This is a genomic window from Streptomyces sp. SD15 (genome assembly GCF_054462255.1).
Genome location: NZ_JBTLMO010000038.1, coordinates 62570 through 84256, shown reverse-complemented (window position 1 = coordinate 84256; position 21687 = coordinate 62570). Strand labels below are relative to the sequence as shown.

The 21687-nt window shown below is 69.2% G+C and carries 23 protein-coding genes and 4 pseudogenes; 18 read left to right on the top strand and 9 right to left on the bottom strand.

Going from position 1 to position 21687, the window contains the following annotated elements; all coding sequences use genetic code 11:
* From ACX28W_RS31150 to truA, 3 genes are all read left to right on the top strand, one after another.
* Positions 1-480: DNA-directed RNA polymerase subunit alpha C-terminal domain-containing protein (locus ACX28W_RS31150; protein WP_459003131.1), on the top strand; the 480-nt coding region annotated here is incomplete at its 5' end.
* A gap of 181 nt (positions 481-661) precedes the next feature.
* Positions 662-1186 (top strand): 50S ribosomal protein L17, encoded by a 525-nt coding sequence (gene rplQ / locus ACX28W_RS31145; protein ID WP_362065463.1) that lies wholly within the window; start codon positions 662-664, stop codon positions 1184-1186.
* Between the two features lie 95 nt (positions 1187-1281).
* A complete protein-coding gene (gene truA, locus ACX28W_RS31140) occupies positions 1282-2139 on the top strand; it encodes a tRNA pseudouridine(38-40) synthase TruA (RefSeq protein WP_459003130.1) in 858 nt (285 codons plus the stop codon).
* A gap of 106 nt (positions 2140-2245) precedes the next feature.
* Here the strand turns inward: truA and ACX28W_RS31135 are convergent, their stop codons facing one another.
* The gene (locus ACX28W_RS31135) at positions 2246-3130 is read right to left on the bottom strand and encodes a hypothetical protein (protein WP_459003129.1); all 885 of its coding nucleotides are present in this window, start codon (positions 3128-3130) and stop codon (positions 2246-2248) included.
* A 426-nt stretch (positions 3131-3556) separates the two neighbouring features.
* On the opposite strand from ACX28W_RS31135, the gene rplM reads away from it, so the two are divergent.
* The 3 genes from rplM to glmM all read left to right on the top strand — a co-directional run bounded on the left by rplM (position 3557) and on the right by glmM (position 6104).
* Positions 3557-4000: a 50S ribosomal protein L13 gene (rplM, locus tag ACX28W_RS31130; RefSeq protein ID WP_405880301.1), complete on the top strand. Its 444-nt coding sequence runs from the start codon at positions 3557-3559 to the stop codon at positions 3998-4000.
* Between the two features lie 42 nt (positions 4001-4042).
* On the top strand, positions 4043-4570 hold the full coding sequence (gene rpsI, locus ACX28W_RS31125) for a 30S ribosomal protein S9 (protein ID WP_459003128.1): 528 nt from the start codon (positions 4043-4045) through the stop codon (positions 4568-4570).
* 175 nt (positions 4571-4745) lie between these two features.
* Positions 4746-6104, top strand: a complete 1359-nt coding sequence (gene glmM, locus ACX28W_RS31120; RefSeq protein ID WP_459003127.1) for a phosphoglucosamine mutase — start codon at positions 4746-4748, stop codon at positions 6102-6104.
* On the opposite strand, the gene ACX28W_RS31115 is transcribed toward glmM, so the two are convergent.
* From ACX28W_RS31115 to ACX28W_RS31105, 3 genes are all read right to left on the bottom strand, one after another.
* Positions 6101-7036, bottom strand: coding sequence for a DUF389 domain-containing protein (locus ACX28W_RS31115; RefSeq protein WP_459003125.1), 936 nt, complete (start codon positions 7034-7036; stop codon positions 6101-6103). The genes glmM and ACX28W_RS31115 overlap by 4 nt on opposite strands.
* Positions 7037-7052: 16 nt before the next feature.
* Positions 7053-8042: a type I pantothenate kinase gene (gene coaA, locus ACX28W_RS31110; protein WP_459003123.1), complete on the bottom strand. Its 990-nt coding sequence runs from the start codon at positions 8040-8042 to the stop codon at positions 7053-7055.
* Positions 8043-8122: 80 nt separating this feature from the next.
* Positions 8123-9070 (bottom strand): CbrC family protein, encoded by a 948-nt coding sequence (locus tag ACX28W_RS31105; RefSeq protein ID WP_459003121.1) that lies wholly within the window; start codon positions 9068-9070, stop codon positions 8123-8125.
* Positions 9071-9306: 236 nt separating this feature from the next.
* Between ACX28W_RS31105 and ACX28W_RS31100 the strand changes: the two genes are divergently transcribed.
* Both ACX28W_RS31100 and ACX28W_RS31095 read left to right on the top strand, forming a co-directional pair.
* Positions 9307-10776: a site-specific integrase gene (locus tag ACX28W_RS31100; RefSeq protein WP_459003120.1), complete on the top strand. Its 1470-nt coding sequence runs from the start codon at positions 9307-9309 to the stop codon at positions 10774-10776.
* On the top strand, positions 10773-11234 hold the full coding sequence (locus ACX28W_RS31095) for a hypothetical protein (RefSeq protein ID WP_459003119.1): 462 nt from the start codon (positions 10773-10775) through the stop codon (positions 11232-11234). Before ACX28W_RS31100 ends, ACX28W_RS31095 begins: the two co-directional genes overlap by 4 nt.
* A 138-nt stretch (positions 11235-11372) precedes the next feature.
* On the opposite strand, the gene ACX28W_RS31090 is transcribed toward ACX28W_RS31095, so the two are convergent.
* Positions 11373-11996, bottom strand: a complete 624-nt coding sequence (locus ACX28W_RS31090; RefSeq protein ID WP_459003117.1) for an NADPH-dependent F420 reductase — start codon at positions 11994-11996, stop codon at positions 11373-11375.
* A gap of 33 nt (positions 11997-12029) precedes the next feature.
* Positions 12030-12764, bottom strand: a complete 735-nt coding sequence (locus tag ACX28W_RS31085) for an SDR family NAD(P)-dependent oxidoreductase (RefSeq protein WP_037738440.1) — start codon at positions 12762-12764, stop codon at positions 12030-12032.
* Between the two features lie 144 nt (positions 12765-12908).
* Between ACX28W_RS31085 and ACX28W_RS31080 the strand changes: the two genes are divergently transcribed.
* From ACX28W_RS31080 to ACX28W_RS31070, 3 genes and pseudogenes are all read left to right on the top strand, one after another.
* Entirely contained in the window at positions 12909-13520 is a 612-nt protein-coding gene (locus ACX28W_RS31080; RefSeq protein ID WP_459003116.1) for a TetR/AcrR family transcriptional regulator, read from the top strand.
* Positions 13521-13674: 154 nt separating this feature from the next.
* A pseudogene (locus ACX28W_RS31075) lies at positions 13675-13809 on the top strand (GNAT family N-acetyltransferase); the annotation flags it as partial.
* A gap of 48 nt (positions 13810-13857) precedes the next feature.
* Positions 13858-14223, top strand: a pseudogene (locus ACX28W_RS31070) (ArsR/SmtB family transcription factor); the annotation flags it as partial.
* 193 nt (positions 14224-14416) lie between these two features.
* On the opposite strand, the pseudogene ACX28W_RS31065 reads toward ACX28W_RS31070, so the two are convergent.
* A pseudogene (locus ACX28W_RS31065) lies at positions 14417-14611 on the bottom strand (Tn3 family transposase); the annotation flags it as partial.
* Between the two features lie 111 nt (positions 14612-14722).
* Here ACX28W_RS31065 and glmS point away from each other — a divergent pair.
* Positions 14723-16570, top strand: coding sequence for a glutamine--fructose-6-phosphate transaminase (isomerizing) (gene glmS / locus ACX28W_RS31060; RefSeq protein WP_362065497.1), 1848 nt, complete (start codon positions 14723-14725; stop codon positions 16568-16570).
* Here glmS and ACX28W_RS31055 read toward each other — a convergent pair.
* Positions 16531-16755, bottom strand: coding sequence for a DUF397 domain-containing protein (locus ACX28W_RS31055; protein WP_459003115.1), 225 nt, complete (start codon positions 16753-16755; stop codon positions 16531-16533). The two genes, glmS and ACX28W_RS31055, sit on opposite strands and share 40 nt — an antisense overlap.
* A gap of 7 nt (positions 16756-16762) precedes the next feature.
* Positions 16763-16981, bottom strand: a pseudogene (locus ACX28W_RS31050) (Scr1 family TA system antitoxin-like transcriptional regulator); the annotation flags it as partial.
* Here ACX28W_RS31050 and ACX28W_RS31045 point away from each other — a divergent pair.
* From ACX28W_RS31045 to ACX28W_RS31020, 6 genes are all read left to right on the top strand, one after another.
* Positions 16923-17378 carry a hypothetical protein gene (locus ACX28W_RS31045; RefSeq protein WP_459003141.1) on the top strand — a complete coding sequence of 152 codons (456 nt, stop codon included), beginning with the start codon at positions 16923-16925 and terminating at the stop codon, positions 17376-17378. The pseudogene ACX28W_RS31050 and the gene ACX28W_RS31045 overlap by 59 nt on opposite strands.
* Positions 17379-17432: 54 nt before the next feature.
* Entirely contained in the window at positions 17433-17945 is a 513-nt protein-coding gene (locus ACX28W_RS31040; protein ID WP_459003114.1) for a hypothetical protein, read from the top strand.
* 41 nt (positions 17946-17986) lie between these two features.
* Complete coding sequence (locus tag ACX28W_RS31035; RefSeq protein ID WP_459003112.1) at positions 17987-18511, top strand: hypothetical protein; 525 nt, start codon at positions 17987-17989, stop codon at positions 18509-18511.
* Positions 18512-18604: 93 nt separating this feature from the next.
* Entirely contained in the window at positions 18605-18976 is a 372-nt protein-coding gene (locus ACX28W_RS31030) for a holo-ACP synthase (RefSeq protein WP_459003110.1), read from the top strand.
* Positions 18977-19043: 67 nt separating this feature from the next.
* Entirely contained in the window at positions 19044-20483 is a 1440-nt protein-coding gene (locus tag ACX28W_RS31025) for an NAD(P)H-hydrate dehydratase (protein ID WP_459003109.1), read from the top strand.
* A gap of 293 nt (positions 20484-20776) precedes the next feature.
* Positions 20777-21655: a L,D-transpeptidase family protein gene (locus tag ACX28W_RS31020; RefSeq protein ID WP_459003108.1), complete on the top strand. Its 879-nt coding sequence runs from the start codon at positions 20777-20779 to the stop codon at positions 21653-21655.
* Positions 21656-21687: the final 32 nt, after the last annotated feature.

Below are 21687 nucleotides of genomic sequence, written 5' to 3'. Positions count from 1 at the left end.
CGTGTCGAGCAGCGCACCGACTTCGACAAGCTGATCGTCGACGTCGAGACCAAGCAGGCCATGCGTCCGCGTGACGCGATGGCTTCCGCCGGTAAGACGCTGGTCGAGCTCTTCGGGCTCGCCCGCGAGCTCAACATCGACGCCGAGGGCATCGACATGGGCCCGTCCCCCACGGACGCCGCCCTTGCCGCCGACCTCGCGCTGCCGATCGAGGAGCTCGAGCTCACGGTCCGCTCGTACAACTGCCTCAAGCGTGAGGGCATCCACTCCGTGGGTGAGCTCGTGGCGCGTTCCGAGGCCGACCTGCTCGACATTCGTAACTTCGGTGCGAAGTCGATCGACGAGGTCAAGGCGAAGCTGGCCGGTATGGGCCTGGCGCTCAAGGACAGCCCGCCCGGATTCGACCCGACCGCCGCCGCTGACGCCTTTGGCGCGGACGACGACGCGGACGCGGGCTTCGTCGAGACCGAGCAGTACTAAGAGCTCGGGCCAGAAGGTCCGTTTGTGGGTGCGGGTGCGCTGTGCTTGATCGCGCAGTTCCCCGCGCCCCTTCCGGGAGCGCCCCTTCGGGGATGCTCCCGGATCTCCGACGGGTGATCGCCCGCTCGGACACTGACCTCGGTACCTGATACGGCCGGGGCAGACACCTAGGAGAAACACCATGCCGAAGCCCACCAAGGGTGCCCGTATGGGCGGCAGTGCCGCGCACGAGAAGCTGCTCCTCGCGAACCTCGCGAAGTCGCTCTTCGAGCACGGCCGCATCACCACCACCGAGGCGAAGGCCCGCCGCCTGCGCCCGTACGCGGAGCGTCTGGTCACCAAGGCGAAGAAGGGCGACCTTCACAACCGCCGTCAGGTGCTCCAGGTCATCACGGACAAGAGCGTCGTCCACACGCTCTTCACCGAGATCGGCCCGCGCTACGAGAACCGTCCGGGTGGTTACACCCGTATCACCAAGATCGGTAACCGCCGTGGCGACAACGCGCCCATGGCTGTCATCGAGCTGGTGGAGGCGCTGACCGTGGCCCAGCAGGCCACCGGTGAGGCCGAAGCGGCGACGAAGCGTGCCGTCAAGGAAGACGTCCTCAAGAAGGACGAGGCCGTCGAGGCCAAGTCCGACGAGGTCGTCGAGGACGCCAAGCCGGCCGACGAGGCCGCCGCGGAGTCCGAGTCCAAGGACGCCTGAGGCACTGCCTGGCTGTGAGCGGGTCCGTCCCTTCGGGGGCGGGCCCGCTTTGGTGTTCTAGAGGGACCTGAGAGATATAGGTAGAGGATCTAGGTGTGAGTGACGAAGTGGAGCCCGGGTTCGTACGGGTGCGGCTGGACCTGTCGTACGACGGGACCGAGTTCTCCGGATGGGCCAAGCAGGCCGGGGGACGGCGGACCGTGCAGGGGGAGATCGAGGACGCGCTGCGTACGGTGACGCGGTCGGGGGAGACGACGTACGAGCTGACCGTCGCCGGGCGGACCGACGCCGGGGTGCACGCGCGGGGGCAGGTGGCGCATGTCGATCTGCCGGTCGCGCTCTGGGCCGAGCACCAGGAGAAGCTGCTGAAGCGGCTGGCCGGGCGGCTGGCCAAGGACGTGCGGGTGTGGTCCCTTACGGAGGCGCCCAGCGGGTTCAACGCGCGCTTCTCGGCGATCTGGCGGCGGTACGCCTACCGCGTCACCGACAACCCCGGTGGGGTCGATCCGCTGCTGCGCAGTCATGTGCTGTGGCACGACTGGCCGTTGGACGTCGACGCCATGAACGAGGCCGCTCGGCGACTCGTCGGGGAGCACGACTTCGCCGCCTACTGCAAGAAGCGCGAGGGCGCGACCACCATTCGTACGCTTCAGGAGCTGAGCCTCGCACGAGACGAGGACGGGGTCATCACCGCCACCGTCCGCGCCGACGCCTTCTGCCACAACATGGTGCGCTCGCTGATCGGCGCGCTGCTGTTCGTGGGGGACGGGCACCGCGGGCCCGACTGGCCCGGGAAGGTGCTGGCCGCCGGTGTACGCGACTCCGCCGTGCACGTCGTACGGCCGCACGGGCTGACGCTGGAGGAAGTCGGCTACCCCGCCGACGAGTTGCTCGCCGCGCGCAACAAGGAGGCGCGGAACAAGCGGACGCTGCCGTCGGCGGGTTGCTGCTGACCGGTTGCTGCTGACCGGCTGGTGGTGACTGATGGGTGCTGACCGGTTGCCGCTGACTGATGGGTGCTGACTGGCTGGTGCTGAGTGGTCGCTCTCGCCGGCCGGTCTACGACTGGTTGGCCGCCGTCGACGCCTGGGCCTCGCCGCGGCGACGGATCTGGCGGAAGGCGAACTCGGCCAGGTCGTCGCCGGTCGTGAAGACCTTGGTGTCCTTGGTCGTCACGTCCTTGCCGTTGGTGAAGCCGGCGAGGGTGAAGTAGGCGTAGCGGCCGTAGGAGTTGGTGGTCGAGCGGCAGATCGCCGTAGTGCAGAACTTGGCGACGCCCTGGCCGGACAGCGAGGTGATGATGCTCTTGCTGTCCGCCTCGGTCTTGGCCTTCGCGGCCTGTGCCGCGGTGTCGAAGACCGCCACGCCGACGGTCACCGCGACGCCGTCCTTGCTGTAGGTGACGCGCATCAGCCGGGTGCAGTCGTTCTTGGTGAGCACCGTGGGGAGCGTGCTCTGCGCGGCCGTCGCGCACTTCGTCGTGGAGGCCTTCGGGCCCTTGCGGTAGACGTTCTCGCCCATGGTCAGCTGCGAACCGGGGAACAGGATGTCCGGGCTGAGCGGCGCCGTGTCCTTGGTCGCGCTGGATATGAAGTCCATCGGGTCCAGCGGGGGAGGAGCCGACGTCGGCGCGAACGACGGGACCGGCGCGGTGGTGTCGCTCGGGATGTTCGCGGTGGCGGGCAGCTTGCTGGGCGTGTTCGAGGCCTGGCTTTCGCCGTTCGCGGAGACGACGGCCACGGCGACGACAGCGCCGACCGCGAGCGTGGCCACCGCCGCACCGCCGATCACCAGCAGTCTGCGCCGTTTGTTGCGCGACTCGGACGCCTCAGCGAGTGCCGCCCAGTCCGGAGTCTGGTTCTGTTGGCCCCAATCGGGTTGCTGAGAACCAGGCTTCCAGGGATCCCACGGGGGCTCCCCCTGCCCACCCTGCCCATAACTCATGGGCCGCATCTTAGACGGGGCGCGGGGGGTGCCATTGCACACTGGGGGAAGGTTGAGCCCCTAGCGTGACCTGACGTCACCTGACTGCACACGGGCAAAACTGGCATCTCGGGGTGCTTGGTGCGCCGCGCTTCCTGCCGCTGCCTTACCCTGAGTGCACTGAGCTGTTTGCGTGACCCTGAGTGCCGAGGTACCGGGGTCGCGGACCCACGTTTTGACCCGTCCAGGGAACCGCGGGTACTCTTGCAGTTCGTTATGTGTATTGGCTTGCTCATTCTCACGTGAGGGGCCCTTACACCGGTCCACCGGGGCTGATGACCAGCGACCAGCACGCGGTATGCGTCACCGCAGTGCGGTCAGGGCTGTCGTGATCGTCCGTGGTGGCCATGTCAGGACCCACTCACTGAAGAAGCGAAGGCTACGACCGTGCGTACGTACAGCCCCAAGCCCGGCGACATCACTCGCCAGTGGTACGTCATCGACGCCCAGGATGTCGTCCTGGGCCGTCTGGCGACCACTGCCGCGAACATCCTGCGGGGCAAGCACAAGCCGATCTACGCGCCCCACGTCGACGCTGGTGACTTCGTCATCATCATCAACGCCGACAAGGTGCACCTCTCCGGCAACAAGAAGACCCAGAAGCTGGCGTACCGCCACTCCGGTTACCCGGGTGGTCTGCGCTCCGTCCGCTACGACGAGCTGCTGGCGAAGAACCCCGAGAAGGCCATCGAGAAGGCCATCAAGGGCATGATCCCCAAGAACACCCTGGGCCGTCAGGTGCTCTCGAAGCTGAAGGTCTACGCGGGCGAGAACCACCCGCACGCTGCCCAGCAGCCGGTCCCGTTCGAGATCACCCAGGTCGCGCAGTAGTTCCGGCCACCCCCTAAGACGAAAAGAAATCTGAGGAGCATCGTGGCCGAGACCACCGTTGAGCAGCCGGTCGAAGAGACCGAGACCGAGCTCGTCGACATCGAGAACTACACCACCGAGTCCGAGGTCCCCGTCGAGGGTGAGTACACCTCGGAGTCCCTCGCGGGCCGCTTCGGCGAGCCGCAGCCGGCCGCCGGCCTGGGCCGTCGCAAGAACGCCATCGCCCGCGTCCGGATCGTCCCGGGCACCGGCAAGTGGAAGATCAACGGTCGCACCCTTGAGGACTACTTCCCCAACAAGGTGCACCAGCAGGAAGTCAACGAGCCCTTCAAGGTGCTCGAGCTCGACAACCGCTACGACGTCATCGCCCGCATCTCGGGTGGCGGCGTCTCCGGTCAGGCCGGTGCGCTCCGTCTCGGTGTCGCCCGTGCGCTGAACGAGGCCGACGTCGACAACAACCGCGGCGCCCTGAAGAAGGCCGGCTTCCTCAAGCGCGACGACCGTGCGGTCGAGCGCAAGAAGGCCGGTCTCAAGAAGGCCCGTAAGGCCCCGCAGTACAGCAAGCGTTAATCACTGCCTGCTGCGTTATTCGTACGACCGTTCGCCCCGGCGGCACGCTGTGTGCCGCCGGGGCGTTCGTTTATCACAGCCCAGGGCGTATAACGGCACAAGGCGCTCAAAGGCTTGCATGATCGGATGACTTCCGAATACTGCGCTTCACTCAGGTTCATTCAGGAGGACACCAGTGGGACGACTCTTCGGCACGGACGGTGTGCGCGGTGTCGCCAACGCGGATCTGACGGCCGAGCTGGCGCTCGGCCTCTCCGTCGCGGCGGCGCATGTGCTGGCCGAGGCGGGTACGTTCGAGGGCCACCGGCCGGTGGCAGTGGTCGGGCGGGATCCGCGAGCGTCGGGAGAGTTCCTGGAGGCCGCTGTGGTCGCGGGCCTGGCCAGCGCGGGCGTGGACGTCCTGCGCGTCGGTGTGCTGCCCACCCCCGCAGTGGCGTATCTCACCGGTGTGCTGGGTGCCGACCTCGGCGTGATGCTCTCGGCCAGCCACAACGCCATGCCCGACAACGGGATCAAGTTCTTCGCCCGCGGCGGCCACAAGCTCGCCGACGAGCTGGAGGACAGGATCGAGGGCGTGTACGAGGAGCACCGCACCGGCGCTCCCTGGGACCGCCCGACCGGTGCGGGCGTGGGCCGGGTGCGTTCGTACGACGAAGGGCTCGACCGGTACGTCGCCCACCTCATCGGCGTACTCCCGAACCGTCTCGACGGTCTGAAGGTCGTCCTCGACGAGGCGCACGGTGCCGCCGCCCGGGTGTCGCCCGAGGCCTTCACCCGCGCCGGCGCGGAGATCATCACGATCGGCGCCGAGCCGGACGGCCTGAACATCAACGACGGCTGCGGCTCCACCCACCTCGGCCTCCTGAAGGCCGCCGTCCTCAAGCACGGCGCCGACCTCGGCATCGCGCACGACGGCGACGCCGACCGCTGCCTCGCCGTGGACCACACGGGCGCCGAGGTGGACGGCGACCAGATTCTGGCCGTACTCGCGCTGGCGATGCGGGAGCGTTCCGCACTGCGCTCCGACACCGTTGTCGCGACGGTCATGTCCAATCTGGGCTTCAAGCTGGCCATGGAGCGCGAGGGGCTCAAGTTCGTCCAGACCGCCGTCGGCGACCGCTACGTCCTGGAGGAGATGAAGGAGCACGGCTACGCCCTCGGCGGCGAGCAGTCCGGGCACGTCATCATCCTCGACCACGCCACCACCGGCGACGGCACGCTGACCGGCCTGCTGCTGGCGGCCCGGGTCGCCCAGACGGGCCGTACGCTCCAAGACCTCGCGTCCGTCATGGACCGGCTGCCGCAGGTCCTCATCAACGTGCCCGACGTCGACCGCTCGCGGGTGCACAGCTCCGCCGAGCTGTCGGCCGCGGTCGCCGACGCCGAGCGGGAACTCGGCTCCACCGGGCGGGTGCTGCTGCGTCCGTCCGGCACCGAGCCGCTGGTGCGGGTGATGGTCGAGGCCGCCGACATCGACCATGCGCGGTCGGTGGCGGGGCGGCTCGCGGACGCGGTGAAGTCGGCGCTCGGTTAGATCAGCTGTGTCTTGCGCTGCCTCGCCCAGAACCACTTCTGGGCGAGCAGCGTGAGCGTGCCCGCGAGCACGATGCCGCCGAGGTTGGCGAGCAACTGCCAGCTGGAGCCCCACGTCTGGGAGTAGTCCGTGTAGCTGAAGGCCACGGCGGCGTTCGCGGCGGCCGGGACCGTGGTCACCGAGATCGCCACGCCGATCAGCGCGCCCGACTTGGCGGACGTGAGGGAGAGCGTCCCCGCGATACCGGCCAGGAACGCCACCACGAACGACATCCAGTCGGGCTTCCAGATGAAGGCCGTGTTCGGCCGGGCCGCCTCCACCATGGACTTCTCGAACAGCCCGAAGACGTCCATCAGCCCGCTGAAGCCCGCGGTCAGCACCATCGCCGCCGCGAACCCGGCGAGCAGCGCCCACAGCGACCGCCACACCAGCTGCGGGGCGCGCCGCACCAGCGCCGTGGAGATCCCGGCGAGCGGCCCGAACTCCGGGCCCACGGCCATCGCGCCCACGATCAGGATCGCGTTGTCGAGCATCACACCGCAGGCCGCGAGCATCGTCGCGACCGCCAGCAGCGCCACGTAGGTGACGCTGAGCGTCGACTCCTCGTTCGAGGCGTCCACAAGGTGCTCCCACAGCACCGCGTCCGCGCCCTCGCCGGGCGCCTCGTCCTCCGCCTTGTCGGCGCGCTTCGACAGCGACAGATCGATGTTCTCGACGGCGATCGAACCGGTGCTCTCGAGGTCCAACTTCCGTAGGCCGGTGAGGAGTTCATCGCCCGCCTCGCGCGCCGCATCGCACATGACGACGTCCCCGGCCGGGTTGCGGGCGGCTCCCGGCAGGACGACGAGATGGGTGGTGCCGACCGTCTTCTCGATCAGTCGTACGACGTCATCGGTGCGGTCGGCCGGACTGATCAGGCGGAGATGCAACATGCCCGCAGGGTAGCGGTCACAGTTTTCGCAGGCTCAGGCGCTGCACCTTGTGGTCCGGGCCCTTGCGTACGACGAGGGTCGCTCGGCCACGGGTGGGCGCCACATTCTCCAGCAGATTGGGCTTGTTGATGGTCCGCCAGGTCGTGCGGGCGTAGTCGAGCGCCTCCTCCTCGGAGACCTGGGTGTACTTGCGGAAGTACGAGGAGGGGTTCTGGAAGGCGGTGGCGCGCAGCTTGCGGAAGCGGTTCAGATACCAGCGCTCGATGTCCTCGGCGCGGGCGTCCACGTACACGCTGAAGTCGAAGTAGTCCGCGAGGCCGACGCGGGTGCGGCCGTCCTTGCCGGGGAGGGCGGGCTGCAGCACGTTCAGGCCCTCGACGATGAGGATGTCGGGACGGCGGACGGTGAGCCGCCGGCCGGGCACGATGTCGTAGATCAGATGCGAGTAGACGGGGGCCGTCACCTCGTCCTTGCCGGCCTTGATGTCGGCGACGAAGCGGGTGAGCGCGCGACGGTCGTACGACTCGGGGAAACCTTTCCGCGACATCAGGCCGCGGGCCTCGAGCTCCTTGGTGGGGAGCAGGAAGCCGTCCGTGGTGACGAGTTCGACGCGCGGGTGCTCGGGCCAGCGGGAGAGCAGGGCTTGGAGAAGGCGGGCAACGGTCGACTTGCCGACGGCCACGGAGCCGGCGACGCCTATGACGAAGGGGGTGCCGGCCTGGGAGCCCTTCTCACCGAGGAAGGTGTTCAGGGCGCCGCGTAGACCGTCGGTGGCGCCTACGTAGAGATTGAGGAGGCGGCTGAGCGGGAGGTAGATGTCCCGCACCTCGTCGAGGTCGATGACATCGCCCAGGCCGCGCAGCTTCTCGACCTCCTCGGCGGTCAGCGGGAGCGGCGTCTTCTCGCGCAGCGCGCTCCACTCGGCGCGGGTGAGGTCGACGTAGGGAGTCGCCTCCGGCCTGGACCGGTGGGCGCTCCGGGGTATCGGGGAGACCGGAGAGATCACAGTCCATTGTTAACGGAGTTTGAACGGGGTGGGGGGTGGGGTGGATCACGTCGTGCGGTGATCGAGCTCGGTCGGCCTGATCACGTGAAGTCCGCGTAGGCGAGGTGGGCCTCGCAGACCCGGCACCGGAAGAGATACGCGGTCGGCTGGTCGTCCTTGTCGAGCGAGCCGAGAAAGTCCTCGACCTGGTCCGGCGGCCACTCCCACCCGGCACACTCCCGGCGGAGGTGGTCCACCGCGTCCGGATACGCCTCGAGTTCCCTGGCCCCGGCACGGCCGAGGAAGGTGGCGCCGTCACCGCAGTGCGTCAGCCAGCGCGGGGACTGCCACGCCGTGAATCCCGGAGTGCGTTCCAGAACGGCCGTCACGACGTCCTGGGGTACGTCGCCGTCGACGGTGTCGGTGAAGGAGGCGCCGTAGCGTTCGGCGGCGGTTCCGAAGGCGATGCAGTACGGGCAGATACCGGTGTCCGGGGCGTCGGCGGCGTAGACGGGACCGGTGTACACCCAGCCGCGTTCCTGCCCGCAGCACACGCATGCCTCGTCGGAGGCGGTCACGGAACCGGTGGCCACCGGGTTGGGGTGGTACGGGAACTGCGGAAGGACCGGTCGTCGGCGGGGTTCCGGCTGCGGGGAGATGGTCAGCGAGATCGCCCGTCCGGTCAGGGCCGCGGGCGGGACCACGATCGCTTCCGCCCGGAAGTTCTCCGGGAGATGTTTCCGGTGGGCCTCGGTCGTCAGGATCGCCGGGCAGTTGAGCGGGATGACCACCGCGCCGGTTCGGCGGGCGAGTTCGGCCACGAGGTCGAGGATGCGTCCGGGGGAGAAGCGGCTGAACGTGAGTCCGTGGGCGTCACCGTAGACGTCTGCCACTCCGCCGTCTTCGGCTTCGAGTTCCCAGGATTCCGGCAGACCGGCGGCCGGCATATCACCCAAGGTGACGGGGCCGAGTACGTCGCGTATCGCGGTCTCGTCCATCGGGGCGGGTTCTCCGTCGACGAACCGCCACACGTACATGCTGTAACTCACGCCGTCCCTTTTCCTGAGGTGGGTGGATCAGGGCCGGAAGGCCGTCACCTGGACCATGCTCCCGTGCCCGTGTCTGTCTGGTTCTTCGACCTCGAATCCCGCCGAGGTGAGGATCCCCAGGAGAGCGGCCTGCATGTGCTTGAGCACGGTGTTGTGGTGGCGGAGGACCGGAGGCGGGTTCGAGTAGTCGATCCCCTGCGCGAAGAGATCGAGAGCGGGATCCCTCAGCTCTGCGCGTGGTCGACGACTTCGCCGACGACATCCTGGCCGCCTGGGAAGAGACCGGCCGGCTGACCAAGCAGGCCGAACAGGCCGTCGGCACCTGGGAGTCCATGGCCCGCCTGACGGCCTACCTCGATCAGCTCCTCCAGCGTGGTGCACCGGTGCCCGCCCGGCTGCACAAGGGCGAGCACCAGGTCAGCCAGATCTACATCGCCGCGCGGGCCGGCTGCCCCACGAAGCAGGTCAACAGCCACCTGAGTTCCGAACGGCGCGCGGGCTTCCGTGACTACGTCCGGCGCAACCCCGGACCGTGCCCGCTGTCCACACCGGTCACCGGCACCGTCGAGGGCCGACCGTGGACGGACAGCATCGACTTCACCCAGACGCCGCAGCTGATGCGGCACGTGAGCGCGGCCTGCTTCATTGTCCTGGCCTACCTGACCGGCATGCGGCCCGGCGAGGTCATGGCCCTGGAGCACGGCTGCTGCCCCGACCCGTCCGACGGGGGCCGTCACCTGATCTACGGGCGGGTCTTCAAAGGTGTCCACGACCAGGACGGCAACCACTACTCGGCCGGGCAGGTCCGGGAGGTGCCGTGGGTCGCGATCCCGTCGGTGGTGACGGCGATCCGCGTGCTGGAACGCCTCGCCCCCGAAGGCGGGCTGCCGTTCGACGCCAGCGTCCACACCATTCCCCGCGGCCGCGTCTCCACCGGCCGGGTCTTCGGCTACGAGGCGATGCGCCACCGGATAGAGGACTTCGCCATCTGGGCCTCCCAGCTCGCGATCCGCCTAGGCCGCGGGCACGAGGTCGTTCCTGACGACCCGCACGGGGCGCTCGGGGTGGCGCGCTTTCGCCGGTCCCTGGCCTGGCACATCGCGCGCCGCCCGGGCGGGCTGGTCGCGCTGGCCATCCAGTACGGGCACATGCGCACCGCGATGAGCGCCGGGTACGCGGCCCGCGGCCGCGGCGGCATGCACGAGCTGCTCGACATCGAGACCGCACGGGCCACCGCCGACACCCTCACCACCCTCCACGCCGACCTCGTCGCCGGAACAGGAATCTCGGGGCCGGCCGCCCGGCGCGCGATCCACGCCGCCGCCCAGGCCCCCGCCTTCGCCGGGTCGATCCGCACCCACTGCCAGGCCCGGGACATCCTCAGCAACCCGGCCCTGGCCGTCTACGACAACCCGCGCTCGTTCCTGATGTGCGTCTACAACAGCGACCGGGCCCTGTGCCACCGCCTGGACGTCGCCGACGCCCCGCGGCTGGACCGCTGCCGGCCGTCCTGCGCGAACGTCGCACGCACTGACCACCACGCCAACCAACTCCTCCAGCACGCCCAGACCTTGGAGAAGCAGGCCGCCTCCGAGGCGGTGCCCGGCCCGCTCGCCGACCGGCTGTCCCAGCGCGCCGGACAGCTGCGCGCCCTGGCCGACCGCCACGTCCACGACCGCATCAACGCCCAGGAGCCGACCACATGAGCCCCGCCCCCGATGAACGCGACCGCATCCAGAACGCGATGGACCGCATCCTGGGCGGCCGGCCGGAACACTCCAACGGGGCGCTGACCATTGTCGCGCTCGCGGCGGAGGCACAGGTGCCCCGCAACGCGCTCACCCAGCGCCATCCCGATCTGAAGAACGCCTTCTACGACCAGGTCCGCGCCCGCGGCCAGACGCCGGACAGCGAGAAGCGGCTGCGCCGGCAGGTCCGCAAGCTCAAAGAGCTGCGGGCCGCCGACGCCGAAGAGATCGCCCAGCTGAAGACCGACGTCGAGGCGCTGGTCGGCGCCCTGCACCAGTCGATGACGGAGAACCGTCTGCTGCGCCAGCAGCTCGCCGACCGCACCGGCGTCGTCCGCACGCTGCCCACGCAATCCCCCATCGGAGACACCACACACCCGCTGCCGTCCGACCTCATGCCCTCCTCGGACTGCTGATCGTCTCCCGCGCCGGGAACGTGGTCGGCATCGGCTGTCCGCCGCCTGGGGCGCGCTGCCTACTCCTGATGACCCAGCCTCACGATCATGTTCGGGTCGCCCTCGCTGAGCGCCTTCGGTGATCCGTCAACCGTTTGCTCAGACGGGAAGTTCGGTGATGCTGAGGGCGAAGTCCAAGTTTCCCACCCCGTGGTTGGCGAGGCCTACCGTGACCACGCCCGCTCCTTCCAGCCAGTGCGCCATTTTCAGGCCGCCGACGTCCAGCGGGCGCAGCCCGAGGCTCTCGACGAACGCCTCCACACTTGCCTTGGCCTGCGCATTGTCGCTGGCGATGAAGACGTCGGGCCGACCCTTCTCCAGGACATGGCGGAAGATGGTGTTGAACGCCTTCACCACGCTGGCGCTGGCCGGGGCCGCTTTGGCGACTTCCTGCGCGATCGAGGTCTCCTCGCGGTGGGCCAGCCCGTCGAACGTGGAGTTGAAGGGATTGCTGATGTCGACGATGACCTTGTTCGCGAGAGTGTCTCCGTACTGGGCGACGGCCGGCACGACGCCGTTGTACAACAGGGCCACGATGACGATGTCCCCGGCCGGGGCGGTGCCCCATTCTCCGGTCGTGGCGCCGTCGCCGAGAGCCTTGGCCAGGTCGGCGGCCTTGGACTGATCGCGGCCCATGACCTCGACGGTGTTGCCGCCCGCTATTGCCCGCGCGCCGATGGTGCGGGCCATGTTTCCGGTGCCGATGATGCTGATGTTGCTCATGAGATGTCCTGCCCTGGTTGTGGGTTGTCCGGTTCAGATGGCGGTGGTGCCGCCGTCGGCAACGAGTTCCATGCCGTTGACGTAGCTGGAGTCGTCGGAGGCGAGGAAGAGGGCGGCGGTGGCGATTTCGTCGGGGCGGCCCATTTGGCCGCGGGGGATGAGGGACTCGAACTGGCGCTTGGTGGCCTCGTCGAAGAGTTCTTCCTGCTTGGCGGTGGCGACCTGGCCGGGGGTGAGGACGTTGACGCGGATGCGGCGGTCCTTGAGCTCGTTGAGCCAGATGCGGGCCCAGGCCTGCTGGACGGCCTTGCTGCCGGCGTAGACGCTCCAGCCGGGGAAGGCGCCGAGGGAGGCGTTGGAGCCGGTCATGAGGATGGAGCCGCCGTCGTTGAAGAGCGGGAGGGCCTTCTGGACGGTGAACAGGGTGCCGCGGGCGTTGAGCCCGAACCAGGTGTCGAACTGGGCCTCGGTGATCTCGCCGAGCGGGGCGGGCTCGCCACCGCCGGCGCTGGCCCACAGCACGTCGAGGCTGCCCTTCTCCCGCTTGACGGTGTCGTAGAGGCGGTCCAGGTCGTCCAGGTCGGCGGCGTCGCCCTGGACGCCGGTGACGTTGCGGCCGATCTGCTTCACGGCCTCGTCCAGGGCGTCCTGGCGGCGGCCGGTGATGAAGACGTGCGCTCCCTCGTCGACGAACAGCTTCGCGCCGGCCAGCGCCATGCCGGTGGTGCCGCCGGTGATGACCGCTACCTTGCCGTCGAGCTTTCCCATAGTCGCTCCCTTGGGTCGGTGGTGCCGTGCGCACCTAGGACGACGGTGTTATGTACACCGCTCTGTGTACGTACCGTACGGGGCGGGCGGCCGGGGCGCAAACTATGTACACCGGTCGTTACCCATCCGGGGTACCATGGACCTATGACGGAGTTGGAGAAGGGCCCCACGGGCCGCCGCCGCGGCCGGGGCGCCCGCGAACGCATCCTCAGCGCGTCCCAGCAACTGTTCCGCGAGCAGGGCATCAACCGCACCGGCATGGACCAGCTTTGCGCGGCGGCCGAGGTGTCCAAGCGCACGGCCTACCAGCACTTCACCGGCAAGGACGAACTCGTCGCCGAGTACCTGCGCCGGTTCGACCCCTCCGTTCTGTCCGGCGTGTTCGACCGCACCGACCTCACGCCCCGCGAACGGCTCCTCGCCGCCTTCGACATCCCCCCCACCACCCCCCTGTGCCCCTACATCGCCGCCGCCGTCGAACTCCACGACCCCCAGCACCCCGCATCCCAGTACGCACGCGACTACAAGAAAGCCGTCGCCGCGCGGCTCGCCGACACCGCCCGCGAGGCCGGCGCCGCCGACCCTGAACAGCTCGGCGAGCAGCTCGCGCTACTCATCGACGGCGCCGCGGCCCGCACCCGGGTCCTCAACGCCGACGCCTTCCCCACCGCCGCCGCCATCGCCGCCGTCCTCATCGACAACGCCATCCCCGCCACAGCCGGCGATGACCGGCGACCGGAGGAAGTGTCAAGCTGACTTGGCACTCCGCGGCCGGGCTGGACGCGCTGCCGGTCGCGCGGCTGCACCCGCTGGTACGCGACGCCAGCCGCCCGGCACCCGGCCCGGACCTGCCGGCTTTTACGGAACTGGCCGCCCACCTGCTGAAGGCCGCAGCAGAAGCCGCCGGGGAGACCAGCAGGCCAGCCTGGCCTTGCACGAGCGGGCTGGGTTCCGGGTCATCGGTACGCGCGAGCGCATCGGCCAGCACAACGGCCAGTGGCGCGACGTGGTCCTGGTCGAACGCCGCAGCCCGGTCATCAGCTGAGCTGCCGGGCGGACTGCTTCACTTCAACACGCTGGACTTGACAGAGAAGTCTTCGGTCGCCCGCACCTGGTGGTGGTCCACGCCCCCGGGTGGCAGCCGGTGGTGCAGTACCCCGTGGCCGAGGCGAGTCCACCGGAGCCGGTATCGCTGGAAACGGTCACGCTACGGCTGGAGGCACTCGCGCATCCGGTACGGCTGCGGCTGCTGCGCACCCTGGCCCGCGGCCCGCACACCACCGGTGAGCTGGCCCACGCCTGGGAACTTTCACCCCCGGAGGTTTCCCGCCACCTCGCTGTCCTGCGCCGCGCGGGCCTGCTCACGGCCCGGCGGCACGGTCGTTACGTCCGTTACACCCTCAATCTGCCCGATCTGGCGGCGCTGGGGGCCGACCTGCTGGCGGCCGTACTGCGCTGAGTAGCTTCGGTCTGCCAGAACACAGGCGACCGCTGCCTTCGCAACATCGTCCGACTCGGCAGGCGCCGTGCAGTACCGGCGTGACCGCCTGCTGCCCTCGGGCAGCCGGGCAGCGCACTGGCTGCACCGCCGGACGTTCCTCCTGGCCATACCCCCAGGGGGCATCCTGTCCGGCCGTGCGGGCCAGGGCGTGTCACTCCTCGTCGATCGCGTCCTTGTAGCGAAGCGGACGCAGACTGCCGGGCAGGTCGGGGAGCTGGAAGGAGTAGCGGCCGAACACGTTGATGTGGTGGCGTACGAACGGGGACAGCCTGGCGACGTCCTCGTCACGGATATCGAAGCCGTCCTCGCGGAGCTGGGTGACGGCGGCGTCCATGTAGCGGGTGTTGAGTGGGGTGGCGTAGGTCAAAGATGGCTGATAGGTGACCCGGGTCAGGATTTCCGATTTCGGGCACGAAGTGCCGGGTTTGGGCCGCCCTCGGCCCTTAGGCTGCGGCCCATGTGCGGAATTGTGGGATACGTGGGGTCGCAGTCGGCGCTTGATGTGGTGATGGCCGGGCTGAAGCGGCTGGAGTACCGGGGGTACGACTCGGCGGGGGTCGCCGTGCCGGCGGACGGGGGGCTCGCCGCCGCGAAGAAGGCCGGGAAGCTGGTCAACCTGGAGAAGGAACTGGTCGACCGGCCGTTGCCGGCGGGCACGACGGGCATCGGGCATACCCGCTGGGCCACCCACGGGGGCCCCACGGACGCGAACGCGCATCCGCATCTGGACAACGCGGGCCGGGTCGCCGTCGTCCACAACGGGATCATCGAGAACTTCGCCCTCCTGCGCGCCGAGTTGGCCGAGCGGGGGCACGAACTCGGCTCCGAGACGGACACCGAGGTGGTCGCGCATCTGCTCGCCGAGGAGTACTCGGTGTGTGCTGACCTGGCGGAGGCGATGCGACTGGTGTGCCGACGTCTGGAGGGCGCGTTCACGCTGGTCGCGGTGCATGCCGATGAGCCGGATGTGGTCGTGGGGGCGCGGCGGAACTCGCCGCTCGTGGTGGGCGTTGGAGAGGGCGAGGCCTTTCTCGCCTCGGACGTCGCCGCGTTCATCGCCCACACGCGGTCGGCGATCGAGTTGGGTCAGGACCAGGTGGTGGAGCTGCGCCGGGACGGGGTGACGGTCACCGGCTTCGACGGCCGACCCGCCGACGTGCGCTCGTACCACGTGGACTGGGACGCGGAAGCGGCCGAAAAGGGGGGCTATGACTACTTCATGCTCAAGGAGATCGCCGAGCAGCCCAAGGCTGTCGCCGATACCTTGCTGGGGCGCATCGACGCGGCCGGCTCTCTGACACTCGACGAGGTGCGGATTCCGGTTCAGGCGCTGCGCGAGGTCGACAAGGTCGTCATCGTGGCGTGCGGGACCGCCTTCCACGCCGGGCTGATCGCCAAGTACGCCATCGAGCACTGGACGCGGATCCCGTGCGAGGTGGAGTTGGCCAGCGAGTTCCGGTATCGGGATCCGATTTTGGATCCCCGTACGCTCGTCATCGCCATCTCGCAGTCCGGCGAGACCATGGACACGCTGATGGCCCTTCGGCACGCCCGCTCGCAGGGCTCCAAGGTGCTGGCGATCTGCAACACGAACGGCTCGACGATCCCGCGTGAGTCGGATGCGGTGCTCTACACCCATGCCGGGCCGGAGGTCGCCGTCGCGTCGACCAAGGCGTTCCTGACGCAGCTCGTGGCCTGCTATCTGGTCGCCCTGTATCTGGGTCAGGTCCGCGGCACCAAGTGGGGCGACGAGATCCAGGCCGTGATCCGGGACCTGTCCCAGATCTCCGGCGAGGTCGACCGGGTGCTGGAGACCATGGAGCCGGTACGGGAGTTGGCGCGCTCGCTCGCCGACAAGGACACGGTGCTGTTCCTCGGGCGGCATGTGGGGTATCCGGTGGCGCTGGAGGGTGCGCTCAAGCTGAAGGAGCTCGCCTATATGCACGCCGAGGGGTTCGCGGCGGGGGAGTTGAAGCACGGGCCGATCGCGCTGGTCGAGGAGGATCTGCCGGTGGTCGTGGTCGTGCCTTCGCCGCGGGGGCGGTCCGTTCTCCACGACAAGATCGTGTCCAACATCCAGGAGATCCGGGCGCGGGGTGCGCGGACGATCGTGATCGCGGAGGAGGGGGACGAGGAGGTAGTTCCGTACGCCGACCATCTGATCCGGATCCCCGTCACGCCGACGTTGCTTCAGCCGTTGGTGGCTACGGTGCCCTTGCAGGTCTTCGCTTGTGAGTTGGCCACGGCTCGGGGCAACGAGGTGGATCAGCCTCGGAATCTGGCGAAGTCGGTGACGGTGGAGTAGGGAGCGTCCTTGAGGGCTTCGACGAAGGGGGTGAAGGCTCCGGTCGGGAAGGTGAGGGTGTGGTCGGCTGGAGCCTTGGAGTCGCGAACGGCCACGTGGGTGTGCGAGTTCGCTATCTCCACGCAGTTGTTGCCGTCGTCGCCGCCCGAGTAGGTCGACTTCCGCCAGTTGTCGGGGATGGGCATGGGTGCCTCACAGCTCTTTCGCCAGCCTGTGGATGAAGTCACGTGACCGTGAGGGGTCGAGTGACACACCCTCCACCTTACGGAAGCGCGTTCGAAAAGCGCTGAGCTGGGCTTCGGAATCGACGAAGGCCGAGCCATGGGGTACGTCGCGCACAACCGTGTCCAGCTTGGGAACGGGGCCGCCGACGTACGTCATGGTGCTTCCGGCTCTGGCGAAGCCGTCCAATTTGCTGGCCCGCGGGATGCGGTCGTTCGACAAGTCCACCGCCATGTATTGGTCGGAGTTGCTGGAAGTCGGGCTGGAGGACACTCCGGCCCGAGAGACGTGGAGAGGGCTGGAGAAAATGGTCGTCAGTTACTTCCCGGGCAGGGGCACCGTCTTCGAGGAGGCGTACCTGGATGGCGAGGCCAAGGGGCAGGCCAAGGGCAAGGCGGAGGGCGTCCTGCGCGTCCTCGCGGCGCGCGGTCTTCCCGTCTCCGACGAGGTGCGTGACCGCATCACCAACTGCACGGACCTCACGTGCCTCGACGGCTGGCTCGACCGGGCTGTTGCGGTCGCACGTGCGGAGGAGCTGTTCGTTGAGGGCCCGGAGGTTTCGCAGGAGAAGCCTGACCTGGGCTGAGCCCCTGGTGTGAACTCGCCGCCGTTGTCAGTGCCTGTACCTAGGGTGCTCGGCATGACCGACTTGATACGGGACTCCTTCCCGGGCCATGAGGTGAACGTCGTCTTCGCCCGGGGCGTGCCCCTCGACGCGCTCACCGAGGGGCTTCGCGGCCTGCTTCGAGACCCCCTCGCTCAGGGCGAAGGGGGCGGGTGGGCGTGGGCGGTGCACGACATGTGCAACTGGGAAGCCGAGGACTACGACCCCGTCAACTACACCAGTCTCTGTCCGGGCGACGCGGAAGTCGTCGTGTTCGTGACCGAGCCGTGCAGTGCGAAGGGGTTTCCGCCCGATTTCTCTTACTACCGTGACGGCCGCATGATTCTCCACTTCAGCTTCGAAGACCTTGCGTCGCGGGTCGGCGACAACCCGGACCATCTCTCTCCGGAACTCCTGGCCGCGGACCTCATCGGCCCCGACGCGGTATTCGACAACTCGGACGACGATCACAGACGCCTCGTGAAGACGATCGCCGACTTCTTCGAACTGCCCTCTCCACCCCTGTCTTTGGAGGCGGAAGCGAAGTGACTTGGCTCGCCCCGAACATGTTCGTCACCTTCTGCAGAGGCATGACCCTGCCCATCCTCTCCGGCATCTACGCGGAAGCGGGGCGCTCTGCCCGCACCGTCGGCGAATCGTCGGGCTGGGCCTGGGTGACGCACGACGCCTACACCGCCCCGAGCGGAGAGACCGCTTGGGAGCTGACACGGAACATCACGGGTCGCCGCTACTACGCGAATCGAGCAAGTGATCCGGATCGCGTGGAGACCGTGCTCCTGGCTTCCACGCCCGCATGCCCGTGCCCGCACGGGCAGAACTACATGGTTCCGCACTGCGCCGAGCACCCGTTCCAGTTCGCCTACAGCCGCGGCGGGTTCGAGCATACGTACTTCAACTTCGGCCGGCGCCGCGAGTCACGACGTGGCGGAGGTATGGCCGATCTCCTCGTGCGGGAGCTGCTGGACGCCGGGATCGTCGGCCGGGACACCCCGAGGTACGACTCCGATCCCGGTTTCAACGCCGATGGTGCCGAGACCGTACGGATCATCGTCGACCATTTCGGGCTTCCCTCCGCGCCGCTCGATCTCGGCTGACGAACAACCGGAGCAGTGTCGCGACGGCGACAGCGAGAGGGGCTCGGCCCTGACCCGCACGGCATTGGTGCGGGCGCCCGTAAGGTGCTCGGCATGAGCATCATCGGGGTCGGAATCGACGTGGCGGAGATCGACCGGTTTCACGCGGCGCTGGAGCGTACACCCGGGCTGGCCCAACGGCTCTTCGTGGAATCGGAGTTGTGTCTGCCGAGTGGGGAGCGCCGGGGTATCGCGTCGCTGGCCGCGCGGTTCGCGGCGAAGGAGGCCGTGGCCAAGGCGCTCGGCGCTCCGGCGGGGATGTACTGGACCGACGCGGAGGTGTACGTCGAGGACAGCGGGCGGCCGCGGCTGCGGGTGACGGGGACGGTGGCGGCGCGGGCGGCCGAGCTGGGGGTCCAGTCCTGGCATGTGTCGCTGAGCCATGACGCGGGGGTGGCTTCGGCGGTGGTGGTGGCGGAGGGGTAGCGCTCGTAGCGCTCGCCGAGGCGGCCAGGGGCGGCGCGGACGGCGTCCGTACGGAAGACTCGGCCCCATGCGTACTGCGTACAGCGTGGAGACGGTCAGGACCGCTGAGCGGGAGCTGATGGCACGGCTTCCGGACGGGGCGTTGATGCAGCGGGCGGCGGCCGGACTGGCCGCCGCCTGCGCGGACTTGCTGGGGCGGGTGTACGGCAGCCGGGTCGTGCTGCTGGTCGGCAGCGGGGACAACGGCGGGGACGCGCTGTATGCCGGGGCGCGGCTCGCCCGGCGTGGAGCGGGCGTCACGGCCGTGTTGCTCGTGCCCGGGCGGACGCATGCGGGCGGGCTGGCGGCCCTTCGCCGGGCGGGGGGCGGTGTGACGGGTCCCGGTGCCGCCGAGGAGTTGATCGGGCGGGCCCATCTCGTCGTCGACGGCATCGTCGGAATCGGCGGCAAGGGCGGGCTGCGGGCGGACGCCGCGCCGTTGGCCGCTCTGGCCGAGGCGTCCCGGGCCGCTTTGGTCGCCGTCGATCTGCCCAGCGGGGTCGAGGCGGACACGGGGGAGGTGCGGGGGGCGGCCGTGCGGGCCGACCTGACGGTCACGTTCGGAACGCACAAGCCGGGGTTGCTGATCGATCCGGCTCGCGCGTACGCAGGGTCGGTGCGGCTCGTCGACATCGGGCTGGAGCTGCCTGATGAGCCCGAGCTGGAGGCATTGCAGCACGCTGATGTGGCGGAGCTGCTGCCGGTGCCGGGAGCGGAGAGCGACAAGTACCGGCGGGGGGTCGTCGGGATCGCCGCCGGGTCCGCGCGCTATCCGGGGGCGGCCGTGCTCGCCGTCGCGGGAGCGTTGCGGGGTGGGGCGGGGGCCGTGCGGTACGTGGGGCCCGCCGGGGATGCGGTGATCTCCCGGTTCCCCGAGACGCTCGTGTCAGAGAAGGGGCCCAAGCATGCCGGGCGGGTGCAGGCGTGGGTCGTGGGGCCCGGCGCCGGGGACGACGCGTCGACCGTGGCGGAGGTGCTCGGGGCGGATGTGCCGGTGCTGGTGGACGCGGACGGGTTGCGGCTCGCGGACATGGGGGCGGTGCGGGCACGTACAGCCCCGACGCTGATGACGCCGCATGCGGGGGAGGCGGCCGCGTTGTTGGGGGTTTCGCGGGAGGAGGTCGAGGGGGCTCGGCTCGCCGCTGTGCGGGAGTTGGCGGGGCGGTACGGGGCGACCGTGCTGCTCAAGGGGTCGACCACGCTGGTGGGCGATTCCGGGGGTGGGGCGGTGCGGGTGAATCCGACGGGGACGGCGTGGCTGGCGACGGCGGGGAGCGGGGACGTGTTGTCGGGGCTGGCGGGGTCGTTGCTGGCGGCGGGGTTGTCGGCGGTGGACGCGGGGAGTGTGGCGGCGTATCTGCACGGGCTGGCGGGGAGGTTCGCCGCGGACGGGGCGCCGGTGGGGGCCCATGACGTGGCGGATGCGGTTCCGGGGGCCTGGCGGGATGTGAGGGACGGGATGAACTGAGGAGGCCCTAGGGGGCTTCTGATGGATCTCCGCGGCGTCGCGGCGTTCGGTGCGTGCTCTCGCCGCACCGGACAAAAGCCCTAGTAGCTCCGCTACGAGGGCTTCCGCCCGGTGCGGCGAGAGCACGCACCGAACGCCGCTCCTTCTCCCACGGAGATCCATCAGAAGCCCCCTAGGGGCGGCGGAGACGAAAGCTCGGCCCCGTTGCCCATTACGGGCGACCCCTTCCGCGCGGCTCACCCCCTCCCGCGCTCGCGTTGCGTATCGCTGGTTGCATGATGATGAGCAGACGAATGACATGCCGGGGTGTGGCGGTGGTGCTCGCGCTCTCGGCGCTGTTGCCCGTGGAGAGTGCGCTGGCCGAGAGCGGCCCCCCGGCACCCGGCCCGGGGAGCGAGCTGGTGCCCGGTGTGGCGCCGGGCCCGCATCAGCCGTGGCAGGTGGACACGCCGGATCAGATGCTGCCGCCCAAGGTGTACACGCCGAGCGCGCGGGAGGACGCCGTCGAGCCCCCGGACGCGCCTGTGGGGACGGACGCCCTCATCGAGTACGTACCTCTCAGCGACGCCGCCGCGGGCAAGGCGGTGACATGCAGCAAGCTGACCGGCCCGTACCAGCGACAGGTGGAGCGATGGCTGAAGCTGAAGGTGGACGGGAAACAGTCGGCGAGCGACTGTCGTGCCATTCGGACATTCCAGGAGCGGAACGGGATCAAGCCGAGCATCGGCTTCGCCGGACCCGTCACATGGGCTCACATGCAGTTGCTGTCCGCGAAGAAGAACCCGAACGCGGCCGGAAAGTGTCCCGTCCGGTCGTACCGCGTCGCCTGTGTGGACCTGGTCCGTCAGCTCACCTGGGTGCAGAAGGGGAAGAAGGTGCTGTGGGGGCCGGTGCCGATGCGGAGCGGGCGGGCCGGGTACCGGACGAGGACCGGGCTGTTCAAGGTCTACTGGCAGCACAAGAACCACTGGTCGACGCTGTACAACAGCCCCATGCCGTACAGCCAGTTCTTCAGCGGTGGACAGGCCTTCCACGCCATCTACGGCAGCATCTACGACCCGAACGGCTCGTGGGGCTGTGTCAATCTGCGCCTTGCCGACGCCCGCAGCCTGTGGAGCGTCCTGAAGAAGAACGACCGTGTCTACGTCTGGGGCCGCAGGGCCGGCACATGACCGTCCCAGAGGTACTGACTGGGCTGTCAGCC

What these genes read in the sequence shown, in the direction of transcription:
- rplQ (WP_362065463.1), top strand. Translation starts at nt 662, where the DNA reads ATGCCGAAGCCCACCAAGGGTGCCCGTATGGGCGGCAGTGCCGCGCAC.
- ACX28W_RS31135 (WP_459003129.1), bottom strand. Translation starts at nt 3,130, where the DNA reads ATGAGTTATGGGCAGGGTGGGCAGGGGGAGCCCCCGTGGGATCCCTGG.
- ACX28W_RS31115 (WP_459003125.1), bottom strand. Translation starts at nt 7,036, where the DNA reads ATGTTGCATCTCCGCCTGATCAGTCCGGCCGACCGCACCGATGACGTC.
- ACX28W_RS31095 (WP_459003119.1), top strand. Translation starts at nt 10,773, where the DNA reads ATGAGCCCCGCCCCCGATGAACGCGACCGCATCCAGAACGCGATGGAC.
- ACX28W_RS31090 (WP_459003117.1), bottom strand. Translation starts at nt 11,996, where the DNA reads ATGAGCAACATCAGCATCATCGGCACCGGAAACATGGCCCGCACCATC.
- ACX28W_RS31085 (WP_037738440.1), bottom strand. Translation starts at nt 12,764, where the DNA reads ATGGGAAAGCTCGACGGCAAGGTAGCGGTCATCACCGGCGGCACCACC.
- ACX28W_RS31080 (WP_459003116.1), top strand. Translation starts at nt 12,909, where the DNA reads ATGACGGAGTTGGAGAAGGGCCCCACGGGCCGCCGCCGCGGCCGGGGC.
- glmS (WP_362065497.1), top strand. Translation starts at nt 14,723, where the DNA reads ATGTGCGGAATTGTGGGATACGTGGGGTCGCAGTCGGCGCTTGATGTG.
- ACX28W_RS31055 (WP_459003115.1), bottom strand. Translation starts at nt 16,755, where the DNA reads ATGCCCATCCCCGACAACTGGCGGAAGTCGACCTACTCGGGCGGCGAC.
- ACX28W_RS31040 (WP_459003114.1), top strand. Translation starts at nt 17,433, where the DNA reads ATGACCGACTTGATACGGGACTCCTTCCCGGGCCATGAGGTGAACGTC.
- ACX28W_RS31035 (WP_459003112.1), top strand. Translation starts at nt 17,987, where the DNA reads ATGACCCTGCCCATCCTCTCCGGCATCTACGCGGAAGCGGGGCGCTCT.
- ACX28W_RS31030 (WP_459003110.1), top strand. Translation starts at nt 18,605, where the DNA reads ATGAGCATCATCGGGGTCGGAATCGACGTGGCGGAGATCGACCGGTTT.
- ACX28W_RS31025 (WP_459003109.1), top strand. Translation starts at nt 19,044, where the DNA reads ATGCGTACTGCGTACAGCGTGGAGACGGTCAGGACCGCTGAGCGGGAG.
- ACX28W_RS31020 (WP_459003108.1), top strand. Translation starts at nt 20,777, where the DNA reads ATGACATGCCGGGGTGTGGCGGTGGTGCTCGCGCTCTCGGCGCTGTTG.